At 70.1% G+C, this 20,214-nt stretch carries 20 protein-coding genes; 16 read left to right on the forward strand and 4 right to left on the reverse strand.

The window, feature by feature from the left end; genetic code table 11:
- Positions 1–36: 36 nt before the first annotated feature.
- Together ABZX30_RS08660 and ABZX30_RS08665 are read right to left on the reverse strand one after the other, a co-directional pair.
- Positions 37–708 carry a response regulator transcription factor gene (locus ABZX30_RS08660; protein ID WP_355930560.1) on the reverse strand — a complete coding sequence of 224 codons (672 nt, stop codon included), beginning with the start codon at positions 706–708 and terminating at the stop codon, positions 37–39.
- Between the two features lie 14 nt (positions 709–722).
- A complete protein-coding gene (locus ABZX30_RS08665; RefSeq protein WP_355930561.1) occupies positions 723–1,718 on the reverse strand; it encodes a RecB family exonuclease in 996 nt (331 codons plus the stop codon).
- Between the two features lie 185 nt (positions 1,719–1,903).
- Between ABZX30_RS08665 and ABZX30_RS08670 the strand changes: the two genes are divergently transcribed.
- The 3 genes from ABZX30_RS08670 (at position 1,904) to ABZX30_RS08680 (ending at position 5,336) form a co-directional block, all read left to right on the forward strand.
- Positions 1,904–3,559, forward strand: a complete 1,656-nt coding sequence (locus tag ABZX30_RS08670; protein WP_355930563.1) for a site-2 protease family protein — start codon at positions 1,904–1,906, stop codon at positions 3,557–3,559.
- A 43-nt stretch (positions 3,560–3,602) separates the two neighbouring features.
- Positions 3,603–4,505 carry a tRNA (adenine-N1)-methyltransferase gene (locus tag ABZX30_RS08675; protein WP_355930565.1) on the forward strand — a complete coding sequence of 301 codons (903 nt, stop codon included), beginning with the start codon at positions 3,603–3,605 and terminating at the stop codon, positions 4,503–4,505.
- Positions 4,506–4,754: 249 nt separating this feature from the next.
- On the forward strand, positions 4,755–5,336 hold the full coding sequence (locus tag ABZX30_RS08680; protein ID WP_355930566.1) for a hypothetical protein: 582 nt from the start codon (positions 4,755–4,757) through the stop codon (positions 5,334–5,336).
- Positions 5,337–5,400: 64 nt separating this feature from the next.
- Here the strand turns inward: ABZX30_RS08680 and ABZX30_RS08685 are convergent, their stop codons facing one another.
- Positions 5,401–5,706, reverse strand: a complete 306-nt coding sequence (locus ABZX30_RS08685) for a ferredoxin (RefSeq protein ID WP_355930569.1) — start codon at positions 5,704–5,706, stop codon at positions 5,401–5,403.
- A 243-nt stretch (positions 5,707–5,949) separates the two neighbouring features.
- Here ABZX30_RS08685 and arc point away from each other — a divergent pair, with 243 nt between their 5' ends.
- The 6 genes from arc to prcA all read left to right on the forward strand — a co-directional run bounded on the left by arc (position 5,950) and on the right by prcA (position 12,122).
- Positions 5,950–7,716 (forward strand): proteasome ATPase, encoded by a 1,767-nt coding sequence (gene arc, locus ABZX30_RS08690; RefSeq protein WP_355930570.1) that lies wholly within the window; start codon positions 5,950–5,952, stop codon positions 7,714–7,716.
- 233 nt (positions 7,717–7,949) lie between these two features.
- Entirely contained in the window at positions 7,950–9,461 is a 1,512-nt protein-coding gene (gene dop, locus ABZX30_RS08695) for a depupylase/deamidase Dop (RefSeq protein ID WP_355930572.1), read from the forward strand.
- Between the two features lie 199 nt (positions 9,462–9,660).
- Positions 9,661–9,879 carry a ubiquitin-like protein Pup gene (locus ABZX30_RS08700; protein ID WP_355930574.1) on the forward strand — a complete coding sequence of 73 codons (219 nt, stop codon included), beginning with the start codon at positions 9,661–9,663 and terminating at the stop codon, positions 9,877–9,879.
- 76 nt (positions 9,880–9,955) lie between these two features.
- Positions 9,956–10,519, forward strand: coding sequence for an endonuclease VII domain-containing protein (locus ABZX30_RS08705; protein ID WP_355930784.1), 564 nt, complete (start codon positions 9,956–9,958; stop codon positions 10,517–10,519).
- Entirely contained in the window at positions 10,471–11,316 is an 846-nt protein-coding gene (gene prcB / locus ABZX30_RS08710) for a proteasome subunit beta (protein WP_355930576.1), read from the forward strand. Before ABZX30_RS08705 ends, prcB begins: the two co-directional genes overlap by 49 nt.
- Before the next feature lie 59 nt (positions 11,317–11,375).
- A complete protein-coding gene (gene prcA / locus ABZX30_RS08715) occupies positions 11,376–12,122 on the forward strand; it encodes a proteasome subunit alpha (protein WP_355930578.1) in 747 nt (248 codons plus the stop codon).
- A 54-nt stretch (positions 12,123–12,176) separates the two neighbouring features.
- Here the strand turns inward: prcA and ABZX30_RS08720 are convergent, their stop codons facing one another.
- The gene (locus ABZX30_RS08720) at positions 12,177–13,244 is read right to left on the reverse strand and encodes a LacI family DNA-binding transcriptional regulator (RefSeq protein WP_355930581.1); all 1,068 of its coding nucleotides are present in this window, start codon (positions 13,242–13,244) and stop codon (positions 12,177–12,179) included.
- Positions 13,245–13,405: 161 nt separating this feature from the next.
- Between ABZX30_RS08720 and ABZX30_RS08725 the strand changes: the two genes are divergently transcribed.
- The 7 genes from ABZX30_RS08725 (at position 13,406) to ABZX30_RS08755 (ending at position 20,207) form a co-directional block, all read left to right on the forward strand.
- Positions 13,406–14,665, forward strand: a complete 1,260-nt coding sequence (locus ABZX30_RS08725) for an MFS transporter (protein ID WP_355930584.1) — start codon at positions 13,406–13,408, stop codon at positions 14,663–14,665.
- Positions 14,666–14,674: 9 nt separating this feature from the next.
- Positions 14,675–16,036 carry a Pup--protein ligase gene (gene pafA, locus ABZX30_RS08730; RefSeq protein ID WP_059125684.1) on the forward strand — a complete coding sequence of 454 codons (1,362 nt, stop codon included), beginning with the start codon at positions 14,675–14,677 and terminating at the stop codon, positions 16,034–16,036.
- Positions 16,037–16,194: 158 nt separating this feature from the next.
- Positions 16,195–17,199, forward strand: a complete 1,005-nt coding sequence (locus tag ABZX30_RS08735; protein WP_355930585.1) for an FKBP-type peptidyl-prolyl cis-trans isomerase — start codon at positions 16,195–16,197, stop codon at positions 17,197–17,199.
- A 92-nt stretch (positions 17,200–17,291) separates the two neighbouring features.
- Positions 17,292–17,672, forward strand: coding sequence for an FKBP-type peptidyl-prolyl cis-trans isomerase (locus ABZX30_RS08740; protein ID WP_355930588.1), 381 nt, complete (start codon positions 17,292–17,294; stop codon positions 17,670–17,672).
- 128 nt (positions 17,673–17,800) lie between these two features.
- Complete coding sequence (locus ABZX30_RS08745; RefSeq protein ID WP_355930590.1) at positions 17,801–18,802, forward strand: WYL domain-containing protein; 1,002 nt, start codon at positions 17,801–17,803, stop codon at positions 18,800–18,802.
- 19 nt (positions 18,803–18,821) lie between these two features.
- On the forward strand, positions 18,822–19,811 hold the full coding sequence (locus ABZX30_RS08750; protein WP_355930592.1) for a WYL domain-containing protein: 990 nt from the start codon (positions 18,822–18,824) through the stop codon (positions 19,809–19,811).
- A 102-nt stretch (positions 19,812–19,913) separates the two neighbouring features.
- Positions 19,914–20,207, forward strand: coding sequence for a hypothetical protein (locus tag ABZX30_RS08755; RefSeq protein ID WP_355930594.1), 294 nt, complete (start codon positions 19,914–19,916; stop codon positions 20,205–20,207).
- Positions 20,208–20,214: the final 7 nt, after the last annotated feature.

Consider the following 20,214-nt stretch of genomic DNA (forward strand, 5'->3'; position numbering starts at 1 on the left):
AGGGGGCGCCCTTCGCCGGTCGTACGGCCCGGCCCGCTACTGCGCGCCGGGGCGCACCAGCCCGCTCTCGTACGCGTACACCGCCGCCTGCACCCGGTCCCGCAGCCCCAGCTTGGTCAGCACATGGCCCACATGCGTCTTCACGGTCGTCTCGCTGACGAACAGGTCGGCGGCGATCTCGGCGTTCGACAGCCCTCGCGCCACCAGCTTCAGTACCTCGACCTCCCGGTCGGTCAGGGTGTGCAGCGTGTCCGGCACCGGCTCGTCCCCCGAAGGCAGATGCGTGGCGTACTTGTCCAGCAGCCGACGCGTGATGCTCGGCGCGAGCATCGCCTCCCCGGCCGCCACCACCCGGATGGCCTGCACCAGCTCGTCGGCGGGCGCGTCCTTGAGCAGGAAGCCGCTCGCCCCGGCCCGCAGCGCCTCCACCACGTACTCGTCCAGGTCGAACGTGGTCAGCACCAGCACCTTCGCCGGACCGTCCCGCCCAGGACCGGTGATCTGCCGGGTCGCCTCCACCCCGTCCATCCGCGGCATACGGATGTCCATCAGCACCACATCCGGCTGGAGGGCGCGCACCTGGTCGAGGGCCTGGAGACCGTCCCCGGCCTCGCCGACGACCGCGATGTCCTGCTCCGCCTCCAGGATCATCCGGAACCCGGTACGCAGCAGCGGCTGGTCGTCGACCAGTAGGACGCGGATGGCCACGTAAATCTCCTTCGCTAGTCCGGCCCTATTCTGCCCTGCGGCACGGCCCGCGACTCCGCCGCCCTCACCGGCAGCGGATACGGCGGGGGAGTGCCACCGAACTCCGGACAGTGCGCCTGGTGGTCGCACCAGCCGCACAGCTTCGTCGGCCGCGGCCGCCACTCACCGCTCTGCGTCGCCTGCCGGATCGCCTCCCACAGCGCGAGCAGCTTGCGCTCCACCCGCTCCAGATCGGCGAGGACGGGATCGTACGTCAGCACGTCACCGCTGCCGAGGTAGACCAGCTGGAGCCGGCGCGGGACCACGTTCTTCAGCCGCCAGACGACCAGGGCGTAGAACTTCATCTGGAACAGCGCACCCTCGGCGTACTCGGGTCTCGGCGCCTTGCCCGTCTTGTAGTCGACGATCCGCACCTCGCCGGTCGCCGCCACGTCCACCCGGTCGATGATTCCGCGCAGCCGCAGCCCCGAATCCAGCTCCGCCTCCACGAACAGCTCGCGCTCGGCCGGCTCCAGACGGGTCGGGTCCTCCAGCGTGAACCAGCGCTCGACCAGCCGCTCGGCCTCGCCCAGCCAGCGGGCCAGCCGCTCGCCCTCCGGATCGTCCGCGAACAGCTCCACGACCTCCGGCCTGGTCTCCCGCAGCCGGTCCCACTGGCCCGGGATCAGCGACTTGGCACGGGGCGCGGTCCGCTCGGCCGCCGGCGCGTCGAAGAGCCGCTCCAGCACCGCGTGCACCAGCGTGCCCCTGGTCGCCGCCTCGCTCGGCTTCTCCGGCAGCCGGTCGATCACCCGGAACCGGTACAGCAAGGGGCACTGCATGAAGTCGCTCGCCCGCGAGGGCGACAGGGAAGCGGGCGGCACGACGACGCGCCCGGCCGCGGTGTCCACCGCGGCGACCGGGACCGCCACGTCCACCGCGGACGTCCCCGCCCCACCCGTGAGCTGCACACCCGCCTCCGCGCCCGCGCCGCCGCCGGCATCCGCCGTGCCCTCGATGCTGCTGTCCATGACCACAGACCATACGGCCCGCCACTGACAGTCACCCAGCCGCGGACCCCACCTGTGGACAACGCCGGGCCGAACACAGGGGGTGCCGGGGCGGAACACGCCACGACGGCCGCATACCATCGACCTCGAGACCCTTCCGCCCGGCACCCGGCAGACGCGGAAGACGCATCGAACGAGGGGACACCGTGGACGTGAGCGGCGCGAACGGGCAGCCGCGGTCCGGCGACGACGAGCCGGCCGAGCACCCCGCGGGTCCTACGGCCCCGGCCACCGGCCCCGGCCCGCACGAGACGCCTGCCGACGGCCGGACCCCCGCTCCCGAAGCGGCGGCGGGCCCCACGTCCGCCGGCGACCGGCCGGACGACCCCGCCGGACCGCACCCGCGGTCCGCCGAGGACACCGCCGACGCCGCGCAGGACGCCCCCGGCGACGAACCCGCCGCCCGCCCGGCAGCGGCCGGGCCGCCCGCCGTCCCCGCCGGCGACCGGCCGGACGACCCCGCCGGACCGCACCCGCGGTCCGCCGAGGACACCGCCGACGCCGCGCCGGCCACGGCGCAGGACACCCCCCGGCCGCACGGCGCACCCACGCCCGCCCGGCCGTACCCGGCCGACACCACCAGCCGCTCCGAAGCCCACAGCGGCACCACACGGGGCCGCCCGCCACGGCGCCGGCGCGAACCCGGCGGCGGCCTGCTCATGGGACGCCCCTTCGGCGTACCGGTGTACGTCGCACCCAGCTGGTTCCTCGTCGCCGCGCTGATCACCTGGGTGTTCGGCGGTCAGCTCGACCGCGTGCTGCCCGAACTCGGCGCCGCCCGCTACCTCGTCTCCCTCTTCTTCGCCGTCGCCTTCTACGCCTCCGTCCTGATCCACGAACTCGCCCACACCGTCGCGGCCCTCCGCTTCAAACTCCCGGTCCGCCGCATCCAGCTCCAGTTCTTCGGCGGAGTCTCCGAGATCGAGAAGGAGGCCGAGACCCCCGGACGCGAGTTCGTACTGGCCTTCGTCGGCCCGCTGCTCTCCCTGGTCCTCGCCGGCCTGTTCTACCTCGCCATGCTCCCCGTCGAACCCGGCACGGTCCCCGGCGTCCTCCTGGCCGGCCTCATGGTCTCCAACCTCATCGTGGCCGCCTTCAACCTCCTGCCCGGCCTCCCCCTCGACGGCGGCCGCATGCTCCGCGCCGTCGTCTGGAAGATCACCGGCAAACCGATGAGCGGCACGATCGCCGCCGCCTGGGTCGGCAGGGCCCTCGCCGTCACCGTCCTCATCGGCCTCCCGCTGCTCACCCAGTCCGGCGCGCTCGGCTCCACCGCCGAGGACAACGTCGGCATGGACACCGTCACCGACGCCCTGCTCGCCGCGATCCTCGCCGCGATCATCTGGACCGGCGCCGGCAACAGCCTGCGCATGGCCCGGCTCCGCGAACACCTCCCCGAACTGCGCGCCCGCAACCTCACCCGGCGCGCCGTCCCCGTCGAGACCGACACCCCGTTGTCCGAGGCCCTGCGCCGCGCCAACGCCGCCGGCGCCCGCGCCCTGGTCGTCGTCGACGCCGACGGCAACCCTCTCTCCCTCGTCCGCGAGGCCGCCATCGTCGGCGTACCCGAACACCGCCGGCCCTGGGTCACCGTCGGCGGCCTCGCCCAGGACCTCACCGACGGCATGCGCGTCTCCGCGGAACTGGCCGGCGAGGACCTCCTCGACGCCCTGCGCGCCGCGCCCGCCACCGAGTACCTCGTTGTCGAGGACACCGGCGAGATCTACGGCGTCCTCTCCGCCGCCGACGTGGAACGCGCCTTCGTCAAAGCGATGGCCCGGCCCACCCCGCAGTCCTCCTAGACAGGTGGTCGGCGCCCCCCGCAAACGCCGGTAGGCTGGTCACATGTCCGAACCGACCGGTGCCGCCCGCAGGCGCGGGCCCTTCAAGGTCGGGGACCAGGTACAGCTGACCGACCCCAAGGGCCGCCACTACACGTTCACGCTCGAGGCCGGGAAGAACTTCCACACCCACAAGGGTTCCTTCCCGCACGACGAACTGATCGGCGCTCCCGAGGGCAGCGTTGTCCGCACCACCGGAAACGTCGCCTACCTCGCGCTGCGCCCCCTGCTCCCCGACTACGTCCTGTCCATGCCCCGCGGGGCAGCCGTCGTCTACCCCAAGGACGCGGGGCAGATCCTCGCCTTCGCCGACATCTTCCCCGGCGCACGCGTCGTCGAGGCCGGCGTCGGCTCCGGCTCGCTCAGCAGCTTCCTGCTGCGCGCCATCGGCGACCAGGGCATGCTGCACTCCTACGAGCGCCGCGAGGACTTCGCCGAGATCGCCAGGCAGAACGTCGAACGCTACTTCGGCGGCCCCCACCCGGCCTGGCAGCTCACCGTCGGCGACCTCCAGGACAACCTGTCCGACACCGACGTCGACCGCGTCATCCTCGACATGCTCGCCCCCTGGGAGTGCCTGGAGGCCGTCTCCAAGGCGCTGGTGCCCGGTGGCATCCTGTGCTGCTACGTCGCCACCACCACCCAGCTCGCCCGGACCGTGGAGTCCATCCGGGAGATCGGCTGCTTCAACGAGCCGACCTCCTGGGAGACCATGATCCGCAACTGGCACATCGAGGGCCTCGCCGTCCGCCCCGACCACCGGATGATCGGCCACACCGGCTTCCTCCTCACCGCCCGCCGCCTCGCCGACGGCGTCGAGCCGCCCATGCGCCGCCGCCGCCCTGCCAAGGGCGCCTACGGCGAGGACTACGCCGGCCCCAACGCCGACGGAGGCACCGGCCGCTGAGCCGGCCCCTTGCGGCATCGCCACCCCGGTGACGCAGGTGCCGCTCCAGCCGCACCAACGCGCGGGCGCCACGGCGAAGTTCCCGGAACCCTCCCGGAACCCAGCCGGGGCACCCGCGCGTTGACGGAGCACCAGGGACCGGACTCCCGCGGTCCGGGAAACCCCTGACCCCGCCGTTCCCCCGAACTGTGACGTGTGGCACCATGCTGGCCACTCCCACCGGCACAGCCCTCACAGGAGACGCTCCTAGTGCAGCAATCCGCCGTCCCGGAACTCGCTCACGCCCACCCCCGCCCGATCCACTGGCTCGCCACCGCCACGGCCGTCGCCGGTGTAGTGGCCCTCTCCTCGGTCCTCCAGCCCGGCTCCGCCACCGCCGCCCAGCCGAGCACCGGCACCGGAGCGAAGTCCGCCCCCCCGGCCGCCGCACCACCCACCACCGCGGGCGTCGCCTTCCCCCTCGCCTGCGGACGCGTCAAGCCCGTGGTGGCCAAGAAGGCGTCCGGGGACCTCGACGGCGACGGCAGCCCGGAGACGGTCGCCGTGGTCCACTGCGACTCCGCCATGGGCACCCCGCCCGACGGCGTGTACGTCCTCACCCACGCCGCCGGCACCGGGAAGCCACGCGTCGTGGCCACCCTCGTCGCCCCCAAGGACCGGCTCAACGTCACCGACTTCACCGTCCGCGCCGGAGCCGTCACCGCCACCCTGCTCGGCTACTCCTCTTCCGACGTACCGAGTTGCTGCCCCGACCTCAAGACCGCGACCAAGTGGCAGTGGAAGGGGAACGCGTTCGTCCGCTCCACGCCCGACCAGGCCCACAGCGTCTGAAACGAGTTCCCGCGCGCGGACCATGTGAGAAATCAGACAATGTTCACGGTGGGTGTCCGAAAGGTCACTCCGCGTCCGGACCGTAAACCTCCACCTTGTCCAAAACCCGACGCACATGGATGCACTCGCCCGGACACTCCTTCGCCGAATCCACGACATCCGTGAGAAGCGGCAGCGGCACGGGCGTTGCGGCCCCCCTGGCCTGCAACAGCTCCTCGTCCGGGCCCTTCACGTAAGCCAGGCCGTCGATGTCCAGCTCGAACACCTCCGGTGCGTACTGGGCGCAGATGCCGTCGCCCGTACACAGATCCTGGTCGATCCAGACCTCCAGCGTCTCGCCGCCGCTTCGGGCCTCCTGCTGCACGGTCATCTCTCCTGCCGTTTGAGCGCCGAGCCGACGGGAATCCGGCCAGCTCTGACGGGTGTTGAACGTCTTGACCCTACCTGCGGCGGCTTCCCCATCATGTTCGGTGGGTATTCCCCTGGTGCGAGGGAGAGCGCAAGGGTGAAGATCGGACACTCCTTGACAGTCTTTGTGATCTAGGGGTTTCAATCGACACCCACCCAGGTAGGGTCTGGAAGCGTCCAGCTCCCCTTGGAGGAGGTGAGGACCGTGGCAGCCCACGACGACGACATGAACCGCGGCATCCGCCCGGGACGAGGGTCCGACGACCCGGCCGGGCAGATCGCTTACCTTGAGCAGGAGATCGCCGTCCTGCGACGCAAGCTCGCCGACTCTCCGCGACACACGAGGATTCTCGAAGAGCGGATCGTCGAGCTGCAGACGAACCTGGCCGGCGTGTCCGCCCAGAACGAGCGACTCGCCAACACTCTCCGCGAGGCCCGCGACCAGATCGTGGCCCTCAAGGAAGAGGTCGACCGGCTCGCCCAGCCGCCGGCCGGCTTCGGCGTCTTCCTGCAGGCCAACGAGGACGGCACCGCCGACATCTTCACCGGCGGCCGCAAGCTCCGGGTGAACGTCAGCCCGAGCGTCGAACTCGACGACCTCAGGCGCGGCCAGGAAGTGATGCTCAACGAAGCGCTCAACGTGGTCGAAGCCATGGAGTTCGAGCGCGTCGGGGACATCGTCACCCTCAAGGAGATCCTCGAGGACGGCGAGCGCGCCCTGGTGCTCGGGCACACCGACGAGGAACGGGTGGTACGGCTCGCCGAGCCGCTGCTGGACGTCACCATCCGCCCCGGCGACGCCCTGCTGCTCGAACCCCGCTCCGGCTACGTCTACGAGGTGGTACCCAAGAGCGAGGTCGAGGAACTCGTCCTCGAAGAGGTCCCCGACATCGGCTACGAGCAGATCGGCGGCCTCGGCGGCCAGATCGAGGCCATCCGCGACGCGGTCGAGCTGCCGTACCTCTACCCGGACCTGTTCAAGGAGCACGAACTGCGCCCGCCCAAGGGCGTCCTGCTCTACGGACCCCCCGGATGCGGCAAGACGCTCATCGCCAAGGCCGTCGCCAACTCGCTGGCCAAGAAGGTCGCCGAGGTCACCGGCCAGGCCGCCGGCAAGAGCTTCTTCCTCAACATCAAGGGCCCCGAGCTCCTGAACAAGTACGTCGGCGAGACCGAGCGGCAGATCCGCCTCGTCTTCCAGCGGGCCCGGGAGAAGGCCAGCGAGGGCACCCCCGTGATCGTCTTCTTCGACGAGATGGAGTCCCTCTTCCGCACCCGCGGCTCCGGCGTCAGCTCCGACGTGGAGAACACCATCGTCCCGCAGCTGCTCGCCGAGATCGACGGCGTGGAAGGCCTGCAGAACGTGGTCGTCATCGGCGCCTCCAACCGCGAGGACATGATCGACCCCGCCATCCTGCGGCCCGGCCGGCTCGACGTGAAGATCAAGATCGAGCGTCCGGATGCCGAGGCAGCCAAGGACATCTTCGGCAAGTACCTCACCGAACGCCTCCCGCTGCACGCGGACGACCTCGGCGAGCACAGCGGCGACAAGTCCCTCACGGTCCAGAGCATGATCCAGACCGCGGTCGAGCACATGTACGCCGAATCCGAGGAGAACCGCTTCCTGGAGGTCACCTACGCCAACGGTGACAAGGAAGTCCTCTACTTCAAGGACTTCAACTCCGGCGCCATGATCGAAAACATTGTCGGACGCGCCAAGAAGATGGCGATCAAGGAATTCCTCGACAACAACCAGAAGGGTCTCCGCGTCTCCCACCTGCTCCAGGCCTGCGTGGACGAGTTCAAGGAGAACGAGGACCTGCCGAACACCACGAACCCCGACGACTGGGCCCGCATCTCCGGAAAGAAGGGCGAACGGATCGTCTACATCCGCACCCTCATCACCGGAAAGCAGGGCGCGGACACCGGGCGCTCCATCGACACGGTGGCGAACACCGGTCAGTACCTGTAAGAACAGGGCGGCTGCGGGTGCCCTCCACGGGGTACCCGCAGCCGACTGTTTTCCAGGCACGGCTGGAGCACGCAAATGACGCAAATGATCTCCCCACCAGCGCAAAGGCGTTCTAGGCTCTTTCCTACCGCCGAGTCGCGCAGTGCGGGGACGGGCACCGCACACGCACCGGAGCGCCAGCGGTACTTGAGCGGCGTCCACGACCGAGGGCGCCGCCGGGCAAGGAGGGCCGCATGACCGTACGGCGAGTAATGGGCATCGAGACGGAGTACGGCATCTCCGTCCCCGGCCACCCCAACGCCAATGCCATGCTCACCTCATCCCAGATCGTCAACGCCTACGCCGCGGCGATGCACCGGGCCCGCCGGGCCCGCTGGGACTTCGAGGAGGAGAACCCGCTGCGCGACGCGCGAGGCTTCGACCTCGCCCGCGAGTCCGCCGACGCCAGCCAGCTCACCGACGAGGACATCGGCCTCGCCAACGTGATCCTCACCAACGGTGCCCGCCTCTACGTGGACCACGCGCACCCCGAATACAGCGCGCCGGAGGTCACCAACCCCCGCGACGCCGTCCTCTGGGACAAGGCCGGCGAGCGGATCATGGCCGAGGCCGCCGAACGGGCGGCCCAGCTGCCCGGCGCCCAGCCGATCCACCTCTACAAGAACAACACCGACAACAAGGGCGCCTCCTACGGCACGCACGAGAACTACCTGATGAAGCGGGAAACCCCGTTCTCGGACATCGTGCGCCACCTGACGCCCTTCTTCGTCTCCCGCCAGGTCTTCGCCGGCGCCGGCCGCGTCGGCATCGGCCAGGACGGCCACGAACACGGCTTCCAGCTCAGCCAGCGCGCGGACTACTTCGAAGTCGAGGTGGGCCTCGAGACGACCCTCAAGCGTCCGATCATCAACACCCGGGACGAACCCCACGCCGACGCGGAGAAATACCGCCGCCTGCACGTGATCATCGGCGACGCCAACCTCTCCGAGATCTCCACCTACCTCAAGCTGGGCACGACCGCCCTGGTCCTGTCCATGATCGAGGACGGCTTCATCGCCGTCGACCTGGCCGTCGACCAGCCCGTCCGCACCCTCCACCAGGTCTCCCACGACCCGACGCTCCAGCGCCTGATCACACTGCGCAGCGGCCGGACACTCACCGCCGTCCAACTGCAGATGGAGTACTTCGAGCTCGCCCGCAAGTACGTCGAGGAACGCTTCGGCGCTGACGCCGACGAGCAGACGAAGGACGTCCTGGCCCGTTGGGAGGACACCCTCAACCGGCTCGAGAACGACCCCATGAGCCTCGCCGGCGAGCTCGACTGGGTGGCCAAGCGCGAACTCATGGAGGGATACCGCCGCCGCGACGGCCTCGACTGGGACGCCGCCCGGCTCCACCTGGTGGACCTCCAGTACGCCGACGTACGCCCCGAGAAGGGCCTGTACAACCGTCTGGCGGCCCGCGGACGCATCAAGCGCCTCCTGGACGAGACCGAGGTCGACCGGGCCCGTACGAAGCCGCCTGAGGACACGCGCGCCTACTTCCGCGGGCGCTGCCTGGAGCAGTACGCGGACGACGTCGCGGCCGCCTCCTGGGACTCGGTGATCTTCGACCTCCCGGGTCGGGACTCGCTCCAGCGGGTCCCAACCCTGGAACCGCTTCGCGGAACGCGAAATCACGTGAAGGAGCTCCTGGACCGCTGCCGCACGGCGGAAGACCTGGTCAGGGTCCTGTCAGGCGGCTGAGCGTGCCCTACGGGGTACTCGGACCGCCCCGGGCGGACAGGGTGGAAATCCCACCGCCCGGGAATCATCGAGATGGCTCCCGTACGTTCGAGAAACTGCGGGGCCGATGTCGGACCCGGCTTGTAGGGTCTGATCATCACCGATCGGCAGGAATGCCGACCTGCCGACCATGTCGGGCGAACTGAGCGGGGTGAGGGTTATGGCGACCAAGGACACCGGCGGCGGCCAGCAGAAGGCGACGCGCTCCACCGAGGAGGCCGAGGAGCAGGCGCAGGAAGCGCAGGGCTCGGAGGACCTCAAGGAGCGGCACGAGAAGCTGAGCGACGACGTGGACTCGGTTCTGGACGAAATCGATGACGTCCTGGAAGAGAACGCCGAGGATTTCGTGAGGTCCTTCGTGCAAAAGGGCGGACAGTAAAGGTATGGATCCTGTTTCCCCTTTGAATCGAAAATAGCGGGGTGGGGTGTCCGGGACTGAGCAGTCGAAGCGCTGCGTGCGGTGCGCTGAGTGCAAGCCGCACGCGGCCTTCGCTCGCAAGCGGTCGAGTCTTGATGGCCTTCAGCGGCACTGCCGCGACTGTGCATCGGACTGTCACCGGTCGCGCCAGCAGAGCCTGGGTAAGAAGGTCCGCCCCAGAGCGGAGGTTCCTGTCGGGCATGAGCTCTGCTTGAAGTGCGGTCAGGTCAAGCCGCCGGGCGAAGGGCACCGCAATGCGTGGGCATCAGACGGCTTGCCGACGCGCTGCAAGGCGTGCCGGGCCTCCGAAGGGCGCGCAGACCATCTGAGACGGCAGTACGGCCTCACCGAAGCCGAGCGCGTCGAGTTGATCGCCGCCCAAGGGGGCGTCTGCTGCACATGTCTTGCGGCTCCGCCCGTGCATGTGGATCACTGCCATGAGACGGGTAGGGTCCGTGGCGTACTGTGCTTCAGCTGCAACGCCGCACTGGGGCAGTTCAAGGATCAGCCCGATGCCATAAGGCGGGCTGCTGCATATGTGGAAGGAAACGCGTGGAAGCCAACACTCGTAGCACCGGGCGTCTACCAGCTGCCTTCCTGACGCCAGGATCCTCCTCCTTCATGGACTTCCTGTCCGGGCACCAGCCCGAGCTGCTGCCCGGCAAGCGCCAGCTGCCCCCCACCCAGGGCGTGATCGAGGCGCCCCACGGCACCACGATCGTCGCCGTGACCTTCCCCGGCGGCGTGGTGCTCGCCGGTGACCGCCGGGCCACCATGGGGAACGTGATCGCCCAGCGGGACATCGAGAAGGTGTTCCCGGCGGACGAGTACTCGGCCGTCGGCATCGCCGGCACCGCCGGTCTCGCCGTGGAGATGGTCAAGCTCTTCCAGCTCGAGCTGGAGCACTTCGAGAAGGTCGAGGGCGCCCAGCTGTCGCTGGAGGGCAAGGCGAACCGGCTGTCGACCATGATCCGTTCCAACCTCGGCATGGCCATGCAGGGCCTGGCCGTGGTGCCGCTCTTCGCCGGTTACGACGTGGACCGCGAGAAGGGCCGCATCTTCTCCTACGACGTCACGGGCGGCCGCTCCGAGGAGCACGGCTACGCGGCGACGGGCTCCGGCTCGATCTTCGCGCGCGGCGCGATGAAGAAGCTGTTCCGCGACGACCTGACCGAGGACCAGGCCACGACCCTCGTGGTGCAGGCCCTGTACGACGCGGCTGACGACGACTCGGCGACCGGTGGTCCCGATGTCGCCCGCCGGATCTACCCCATCGTCACCGTGATCACCGAGGACGGCTTCCGCCGGCTCACCGAGGACGAGTCGTCACAGATCGCCCGTGCGATTCTCGAGCGGCGGCTGGAGCAGCCCGACGGTCCGCGGGCCGCGCTGCTGTAGCCACAGCCCTCCTTGCCCAGGTGATCGCAGTGACTTCCACAGAAAGGGACGGATAACCGGTGTCGACGCCGTTCTATGTCTCACCCCAGCAGGCCATGGCCGACCGGGCGGAGTACGCCCGCAAGGGCATCGCCCGTGGCCGCAGCCTTGTGGTGCTCCAGTACGCCGACGGCATCGTCTTCGTCGGTGAGAACCCGTCCCGCGCGCTGCACAAGTTCAGCGAGATCTACGACCGGATCGGCTTCGCGGCCGCCGGCAAGTACAACGAGTACGAGAACCTGCGGATCGGTGGCGTGCGCTATGCCGACCTGCGTGGTTACACCTACGACCGGGACGACGTGACGGCCAGGGGCCTGGCCAACGTCTACGCCCAGACGCTGGGCACGATCTTCTCCAGCGCGGCCGAGAAGCCGTACGAGGTGGAGCTGGTGGTCGCCGAGGTGGGGGAGACCCCGGAGGGTGACCAGATCTACCGCCTGCCGCACGACGGTTCGATCGTGGACGAGCACGGTTCGGTCGCGGTCGGTGGCAACGCCGAGCAGATCAGCGGTTTCCTCGATCAGCGTCACCAGGACGGCATGTCGCTGGCCGAGGCGCTCAAGCTGGCGGTGCAGGCCCTGTCCCGCGACACGAACGGCAGTGAGCGGGAGATCCCCGCCGAGCGCCTGGAGGTCGCGGTGCTGGACCGTACGCGCCCGCAGAAGCGCAAGTTCAAGCGCATCGTGGGCCGTCAGCTGGGCCGTCTGCTGGAGGCGAACGGGGCGAGCACGGAGGCGGAGAGCGCGGAGGAGCCCGAGGAGAAGTAGGCTGCCCCGCCCCTGGTGTGCCCCGGCCGACCGCACGGCCGGGGCACAGGCGTGTCAGGAGGCGCTGGGGGGTGCCGTGGAGCCCCGTACCACCAGTTCCACCGGTATGTCCCCGCTCTCCGGCCGGCGGCCCTCCAGGACCGCCAGGAGGGCGCGCATGCCGCGTTCACCGAAGCGTTCGGCGTCCAGGCGGACGGTGGTCAGTTCGGGGTCGATGGCGGTGGCGAGGGCGAGGTCGTCGAGGCCGGTGACGGACAGGTCGTCCGGGATGCGCAGGCCGAGGCGGCGCAGGGCCTTGTAGGCGCCGGCGGCGAGTTTGTCGTCGTCGCAGACGAGGGCGGTGGGGCGGGGGCCCGGGCCGGCCAGGGCGGCGGCGGTGGCGGTGAGGGCGTCCTCGATGGAGATGGGGGCGTGGACGGTGCGGAGCTCGGTGCCGGGGACGGCGTGGACCCGTGCGGCCAGCTCGCGCGCGCGTACCTCGAAGGTCCAGGAGGCGATGTCCGCGGCGAGGTGCAGGAAGCGCCGGTGGCCGAGGCCGAGCAGGTGGTCGGCGACCTGTCGTACGCCGTCCGCGATGTCCAGGTTGACCGTGGCGGCGCCGAGGCTGCCGTCGGGGTCGCTGTCGAGCATGACGAGGGGGAGCTGGTCGCCGCGGATGGCGGTGAGGGCGTCGGCGGCCATGGAGGAGGCGATGACGCCGTCGAGGGCGGCCTGGGCGGAGGCGAAGGGGTCGGGGATGGCGGCGGCTCGCGAGGGCCTTCCTTCGATGGTGGTGGGGGACGGGCGGGCCGGGCCGATGCCCTCGGGGGAGGGGTAGAGGACGACGCCGAAGCCGTGCTGGGCGGCGACGCGGGCCGCGCCGGTGTAGACGCCGGCGAAGAATTCGGTGGTCAGGGCGGGTACGACGAGGAGGACGGTGCGGGTTCGGCCGAGGCGCAGGTTGCGGGCGGCGAGGTTGGGCCGGTAGCCGAGGTGGCGTGCGGCTTCCCGGACGCGTTCGGCGGTGGCCGCCGAGACCCGGCCGCGCCATTTGTCGCCGAGGACGAGCGAGACGGCCGCTTGTGAGACCCCGGCGGCCTGGGCGACGTCACGGCTCGTCGGGCGCGTGTTGCTGGGTGCCACCGTGGGTGCGCTCCTTCGGCTGGTCCGTTGCCCCGGTCTTCGGACCGGATTCCCACCGGTCGCTGCCCCGGTCCTTGTCCCGCTCCTTCGTGTGGACGCGTGAACAGCGCACATGGTACGTATGGCAGGTTGACGTTATACGTAAAACCAGGAGGCAGTCGATGGCCGCGGGATACCTGGAGATCCTCAGGGCGAGGCACGCGGTCCGGCTGTTGACGGGCACGCTGGTGGGCCGGCTGCCGAACGCCACGGCGGCCATCGCGCTGGTGCTCTTCGTCCGTGCCCAGGGGGGCACGTACAGCCTCGCCGGGGCCCTGGCGGCGGTCTACGGCGTCGCGAACGCCGTGGGGCAGCCGGTGCTGGGCCGCCTGGTGGACCTGTACGGGCAGCCGCGTGTGCAGTTGCCCGCCGCGGTGGCCTCGGCCCTGGCGATGGCGGTGTTCGCCTTCTCCGGCACCGACCCGCTGCCGCTCGCCTGCGCCGCGGTCGCGGCGGCCGGGCTGTTCACCCCGCCTCTCGAGGGCGGTCTGCGGGCCCTGTGGCCGTCGGTGCTGCGGCGGGAGGAGCAGGTGCACACGGCGTACGCGATGGACGCGGTGGCGCAGGAGGTCATGTTCACGGCCGGCCCGCTGCTGGTGACGCTGTGCGTGTCGCTGTGGGACGAGCGGGCCGCGCTGCTGGCCCTGAACGCCGTCGGGGTGCTGGGCGCGCTCTCGGTGGTCGTCTCCCCGCCTTCGCGCGCGTGGCGGTCGGCTCCCCGTGAGGCGCACTGGCTGGGCGCGCTGCGTTCGCCCGGGCTGCTGGCGTTGCTGGGTGCCTTCCTGTTCGTGGGCATCGCGCTCGGCTCCATCACGGTGGCCTCGGTGCCGTACGCGGACGAGCACGGCGGCGACGCGGTGTACGGCTGGCTGATGGCGGCGCTGGGGCTGGGCGCGCTGGTGGGCGGCACGGTGTACGGGGCGCGGCGGTGGAGTGGTGTGCCCGAGCGGCGACTGAGGGTGCTGGTGGCTCTTCTGGCGGTGTGTTACCTGCCGCTGACGCTGATGCCGGGGGCGGTGGCCATGGTGCTGCTGACGGCGGTCTCCGGGGTGTTTCTCGCGCCGTGCATCGCCTGTGCCTTCATCATCGTCGACCGGCACGCGCCGAGCGGTACGGTCACCGAGGCGTTCTCCTGGCTCGTGACGACGTTCACGGTGGGTGCGTCGGCCGGAACGGGCCTGGCGGGCCCGGTGGTCGAGGCGGGTGGCGCGCTGTGGGGATTCGCCGTGCCGGGTGCGGCGGGGGCGGTGTCGTTGCTGGTCCTGGTGGCCACCGGGCGGGTCCTCGCAGCTCCCGCCGGGGGTGCGGTCGTTGCGGCTTCATCGGAAAATGATCCAAATCGTGCTGCCGAACCCCGTTTCAGCTCGGGGGATCGGGCGTAATGTTCAGTCATGGACCGCCGCATTTTCGGGCTGGAGAACGAGTACGGCGTCACGTGCACGTTCAGGGGACAGCGCCGCCTGTCGCCTGACGAGGTGGCGCGGTACCTCTTCCGCCGTGTCGTGTCATGGGGCCGCAGCAGTAATGTCTTTCTGCGAAACGGCGCCCGGCTCTATCTCGACGTGGGGTCACATCCGGAATATGCGACACCCGAATGTGACAATGTGATCGAACTGGTCACCCACGACAAGGCCGGCGAGCGCATTCTCGAAGGACTCCTGGTGGACGCGGAACGACGCCTGCACGAGGAGGGAATCGCGGGCGACGTCTACCTCTTCAAGAACAACACCGACTCGGCGGGCAACTCCTATGGTTGCCACGAGAACTATCTGGTGGCCCGGCACGGGGAGTTCTCCCGGCTCGCGGACATCCTGATCCCGTTCCTGGTCACCCGGCAGCTGCTGTGCGGTGCCGGCAAGGTGCTGCAGACCCCGCGTGGCGCGGTCTACTGCGTGAGCCAGCGGGCGGAGCACATCTGGGAGGGCGTCTCCTCGGCGACGACCCGCTCCCGGCCCATCATCAACACGCGCGACGAGCCGCACGCGGACGCCGAGCGCTACCGCCGACTGCATGTCATCGTGGGCGACTCGAACATGTCCGAGACGACGATGCTGCTCAAGGTCGGTGCCACCGACCTGGTGCTGCGCATGATCGAGGCGGGCACGGTGATGCGTGACCTGACCCTGGAGAACCCGATCCGGGCGATCCGCGAGGTCAGCCATGACATCACGGGCCGGCGCAAGGTGCGTCTGGCCAGCGGCCGGGAGGCCTCCGCGCTGGAGGTGCAGCGGGAGTACTACGAGAAGGCCGTGGACTTCTGCGAGCGCCGCGGGATCCGTACGGGCACGGTCGAGCAGGTGCTGGAGCTGTGGGGCCGCACGCTGGACGCGATCGAGAGCGAGGATCTCGACCGGATCGGCACCGAGATCGACTGGGTGATGAAGTACAAGCTCATCGAGCGGTACCGGGCCAAGCACAACATGACGATGTCGCATCCGCGGGTCGCCCAGATAGACCTCGCCTACCACGACATCCACCGTCGTCGTGGCCTGTACTACCTGCTGGAGAAGAAGGGGCAGGCCACTCGGATCTGCAACGACTTGAAGATCTTCGAGGGGAAGTCGGTTCCGCCGCAGACCACTCGGGCGCGGCTGCGTGGTGACTTCATCCGGCGTGCGCAGGAGCAGCGCCGGGACTTCACGGTCGACTGGGTGCACCTGAAGCTGAATGACCAGGCGCAGCGGACCGTGTTGTGCAAGGACCCGTTCCGTTCGGTGGACGACCGGGTGGAGAAGCTGATCGCCGGAATGTGAGCCGGGCGTTCCCGCCGGGTGTTTGTGGGGCAGACGTTTGTGCACACCCATGCCGGAACGTGACACGGGCGCCGTACGTTTTCCGTACGGCGCCCGTGTCACGCCGTAGAGTTGCGCGCACGCCATCCGCAAGATCGACCGATTACGAGGCTCTTCCCGTGCGCCGACGCTCACTCCTCCTTGCCGCCGTTCCCGCAGGACTGGTCACGATCGCCGGCTGCGGCGACGGTTCGTCCGCATCGAGCAAGGCGTCCGCGTCGCCGTCGGCCTCCGCGTCCTCGGTTCCGCCGCCGAAGATCGTGGACGGTCCGCTGCCCGCCATCACGGCGGGTACGAAGTTCGGGGAGAAACCGACGGTGGCCAAGGGCACGGGGGAGCCGTCGAAGAACCTGGCGGTCCGAACGGTGATCGCGGGCAACGGCCGCACGGTCGCGGAGAACGACTTCGTCGTGGCGAACTACCTGGGGCAGATCTGGGCCACGGCGAAGGTCTTCGACAATTCCTACGACCGCAAGGCTCCTCTGGTGATGCAGCTCGCCCAGGGGAGCCTCATCGACGGCTGGCGGTACGCCCTGGCGGGCAGGAAGGCCGGCAGCCGGGTCGTGATGGCCGTTCCGCCGGCCTTGGGATACGGCACGTCGGGCAATCCGGATGCGGGCATCAAGGGCACCGACACGCTGGTCTTCGTCGTCGACCTGGTGGACTCCTTCAACTCGAAGAGTTCCAGCAAGGGCAAGCCGGTCGCGCAGACCGACGCCGGCCTGCCGAAGGTCGGCACCGCGACCGACGGCAGCGCCCCTTCGGTGGAGATCCCCAAGTCGGATCCGCCGAAGAAGCTCGTGTCGAACTACGTCCTGGAGGGTGATGGCGCCGAGGTCAAGGCGAGCCAGGCCATCCTGTGCCAGTTCCAGGGCCTGGTCTGGGAGAGCGGAAAGACGTTCCAGGAGACGTACGGCACGGGGCGGCTGAGTCAGATCTCCCTGGAGCAGATGCAGCAGGTCGTGAAGGGCCTGGCCGATGGCGTCGCGGGCAAGAAGGTGGGCAGCCGGATCCTGGTCGTGGTGCCCCCGGAGCTGGGCTACGGCGACACCCCGCCCAGCGGCGGCCCCGTCAAGAAGGGCTCCACGCTGGTGTTCACCGTGGACATCCTGGCGGCGCTGTAGTGCGGGTGGCGGGCCGCCGGTCGCGGGCGCGGGCGGCTCGGAGATGACAGACTGTCCGCGTTCCGAGTCGTACACAAGCAGGAGCTTTAGACGTGAACATCGAGAAGCCCGAGATCGACTTCCCGGGCGGCGAGCCCCCGGCGGACCTCGAGATCAAGGACATCTGGGAGGGGGACGGCGAGGTCGCCGCCGCCGGTGACTTCGTGAAGGTTCACTACGTGGGCGTCGCGTTCTCCACGGGCGAGGAGTTCGACGCCTCCTGGAACCGTGGCACCCCGCTGGACTTCCAGCTCGGCGTCGGCCAGGTCATCCAGGGCTGGGACAAGGGCGTGCAGGGCATGAAGGTCGGCGGTCGCCGCCAGCTGGTCATCCCCGCGCACCTCGCGTACGGCGACCGGGGTGCCGGTGGCCGGATCGCCCCGGGCGAGACGCTGATCTTCGTCTGCGACCTGGTGGGCGTCGCCAAGCGCTGACCGATTCCGGCCTGCCGAGGGTCCGTGCTGTCCGCATGGGCCCTCGGTTCTGTATCGGCTTTGGCCGCGACGCTCCGGAGCGGTACGGTCATCGGTCGGAACCACCATAGGGAAGGCGAAGGGCGTCGATGGCCATTGCCAAGGCCGAGCGGCTGATGAACCTGGCGTTGTGCTTGCTGGGGACGCGGAGGCCGCTCAGCAAGCGCGAGCTGCGTGATTCCATCGAGGCATACGTCGAGGCCACGAGGCCGGACAGGGGCGCGGCCACCAGGCCGGACAGGGGTGCGGCGGGCAGTGACGACTCGTTCAGCCGGATGTTCGAGCGTGACAAGGACGACCTGCGCGAGCTGGGCCTGGTCATCGAGACCGTCGAGAACATCGACGGTGAGGTCGGCTACCTCGCTCGCCGGGACAGCAACCGCCTGCCCCCCATCACCCTGGACGCCGAGGAGGCCGCCGCCCTGGGCCTGGCCGCCAAGGTCTGGCAGCAGGCCAGGCTGGCCGGCGCGGCCAGTGGGGCCTTGCAGAAGCTGCGCGCGGCCGGGCTGCCGGAGGACGTGGACCCGTACGAGGCGCACGGCGCCCTGGAGCCGCGTATCCCGGTGCACGAGGCCGCCTTCGAGCCGTTGATGCTGGCCTGCCGTGACCGCCGTCCGGTCGTGTTCGACTACCGCAAGGCCTCCGCCGCCCATCCGGAGCCCCGGCATGTGGAGCCGTGGGCGCTGGAATGCTGGCGCGGTCACTGGTATCTGGCGGGCTGGGACCGCGACCGGGGCGCCGAACGGGTGTTCCGGCTGTCGCGGATCACCGGGAAGGTGCGTACCCGGGGCAACGGTTTCACCGCTCCGGTCCCCGACGTGGTCACCGTTCGCGAGACCGTGGCGAGCTGGGCGGGTGAGATCGCCGATCGTACGGCCTTGATCCGGCTGCGTTCGGGTGCCGGTTACCCCCTTCGGGCGAAGGCGACGTCGGTGCGGGAACTCGGAGACGGCTGGGACGAGTTGGAGATTCCGTACGGGCATGGTCTGGACGCCTGGCTGGTGGAGTTCGGTCCGGACGTGGTGGTCCGCGAGCCGGCCGAGCTGCGGGCCGAAGTGGTGGACCGGCTGCGTGCCGTGGCCAAGGGCTGAGGGGGAGGGGAGCAGGACAGTGGCAGGCAAACCGGTCAGGTCCGTGAACGCCATCGACCAGACCCGGCGGATGCTCTCCCTGGTGACGTATCTGCGGGAGCGTCCCGGTGCGCGGGTCGCGGACGTGGCGCGCGCTTTCGGGATCACCGAGGACGAGCTGGTCTCCGACCTCGACGTGCTGCCCATGTGCGGCACCAGTTTCCGTGGCGGTGACCTGCTCGACATCGACACCGACGGTGAGCGCATCTGGTGGCACAATCCCGCCGCGCTCGGCGCGGAGGCCGCGGAGCCGCTCAGGCTCGCCGCGGACGAGGCCACCGCCCTGCTGGTGGCTGCCCGTGCCGTCGCCACTCTGCCCGGTCTGCGGGAGGGGGACCGGCAGGCGCTGCTGCGGGCGACGGCCAAGGTGGAGGCCGCGGCGGGCGAGGCGGCCGGCGCCAGCTCCCGGCTGTCGGTGACCTTCGAGTCCGAGGGCGGGGTCTTCGCCGACGTCGACCGGGCGATCTCCGAGCGTCGCCGGCTGTGGATCCGTTACTACTCACCGGCCCGGGACGAGGTCACCGAGCGCGAGATCGACCCCATCCGCCTGGTCAGTGTCGGCCATACCTATGTAGAGGCCTGGTGCCGCCGCTCCGAGGCCCGGCGTACCTTCCGGCTCGACCGGGTCGCGGAGATCAGGATCCTCGACGAGCCGTCGGCGCCGCCGGAGATAGAGCTGCGGGACCTGTCCGAGGCCCTGGTGCAGCCCGCCGCCGAGGACCCGGAGGTGGTGGTCGAGGTGGGTCCCGGTGGCCGCTGGGTGGCCGAGTACTACCCGCACGACAGCGCGGATGAGCTTCCCGACGGCGGACTGCGTATTACGTTGCGCACCCCTGATCCGGCATCGCTCAGACGCCTGGCGCTGCGGCTGGGCCGCGACGGCCGGATCGTCTCGCCGCCCGAGCTGGCCGCCAGTGCCCGCCAGGCGGCGACCGAGGCGCTCGCGGCGTACGACGTGCCGCAGGAGTGACGGTGCTGTGCACGGCGTTGATGACCGGTGGGAGTGGGCCGTGGGGGCGTACCGGCTGAGGTGCCCCGCGGGCGGACGACCAGGAAAAGAGGAGCTGGGGCTGTGAGCGAGTCTGCGGGGTCCGGGGTGAGGGACATGTCGGTCGCGGCGGCGTTCGCCGGGATGAGGAGCGTGGTCCCCGTGGTGTTCAGGGCGGGCTGCCCGGACTGCCGGGGCCGCTTCGAGCTCTCCGCGAGCGCGCTGCGCCTGGCGATCGGCGCCACCAGCCGTACGACGTTCTACTCCTTCGTCTGCCCTGACTGCGGGGCGTCCGTCCGCAAGCCCGCGGGGGAGCGCATCGTCGAGCTGCTGACCGGGGGCGGGGTCAGGACCCTGCGGCTGCACTCGACCGTCTAGGCTCGAC

Source organism: Streptomyces sp. NPDC004542, assembly GCF_040610035.1.
GTDB lineage: Bacteria > Actinomycetota > Actinomycetes > Streptomycetales > Streptomycetaceae > Streptomyces.

Bases quoted from the DNA above. Each gene is read 5' to 3' on its own strand.
- ABZX30_RS08675 (WP_355930565.1), top strand. From the start codon at position 3,603: ATGTCCGAACCGACCGGTGCCGCCCGCAGGCGCGGGCCCTTCAAGGTC.
- ABZX30_RS08700 (WP_355930574.1), top strand. From the start codon at position 9,661: ATGGCGACCAAGGACACCGGCGGCGGCCAGCAGAAGGCGACGCGCTCC.
- ABZX30_RS08665 (WP_355930561.1), bottom strand. From the start codon at position 1,718: ATGGACAGCAGCATCGAGGGCACGGCGGATGCCGGCGGCGGCGCGGGC.
- ABZX30_RS08725 (WP_355930584.1), top strand. From the start codon at position 13,406: ATGGCCGCGGGATACCTGGAGATCCTCAGGGCGAGGCACGCGGTCCGG.
- ABZX30_RS08745 (WP_355930590.1), top strand. From the start codon at position 17,801: ATGGCCATTGCCAAGGCCGAGCGGCTGATGAACCTGGCGTTGTGCTTG.
- pafA (WP_059125684.1), top strand. From the start codon at position 14,675: ATGGACCGCCGCATTTTCGGGCTGGAGAACGAGTACGGCGTCACGTGC.
- dop (WP_355930572.1), top strand. From the start codon at position 7,950: ATGACCGTACGGCGAGTAATGGGCATCGAGACGGAGTACGGCATCTCC.
- ABZX30_RS08685 (WP_355930569.1), bottom strand. From the start codon at position 5,706: ATGACCGTGCAGCAGGAGGCCCGAAGCGGCGGCGAGACGCTGGAGGTC.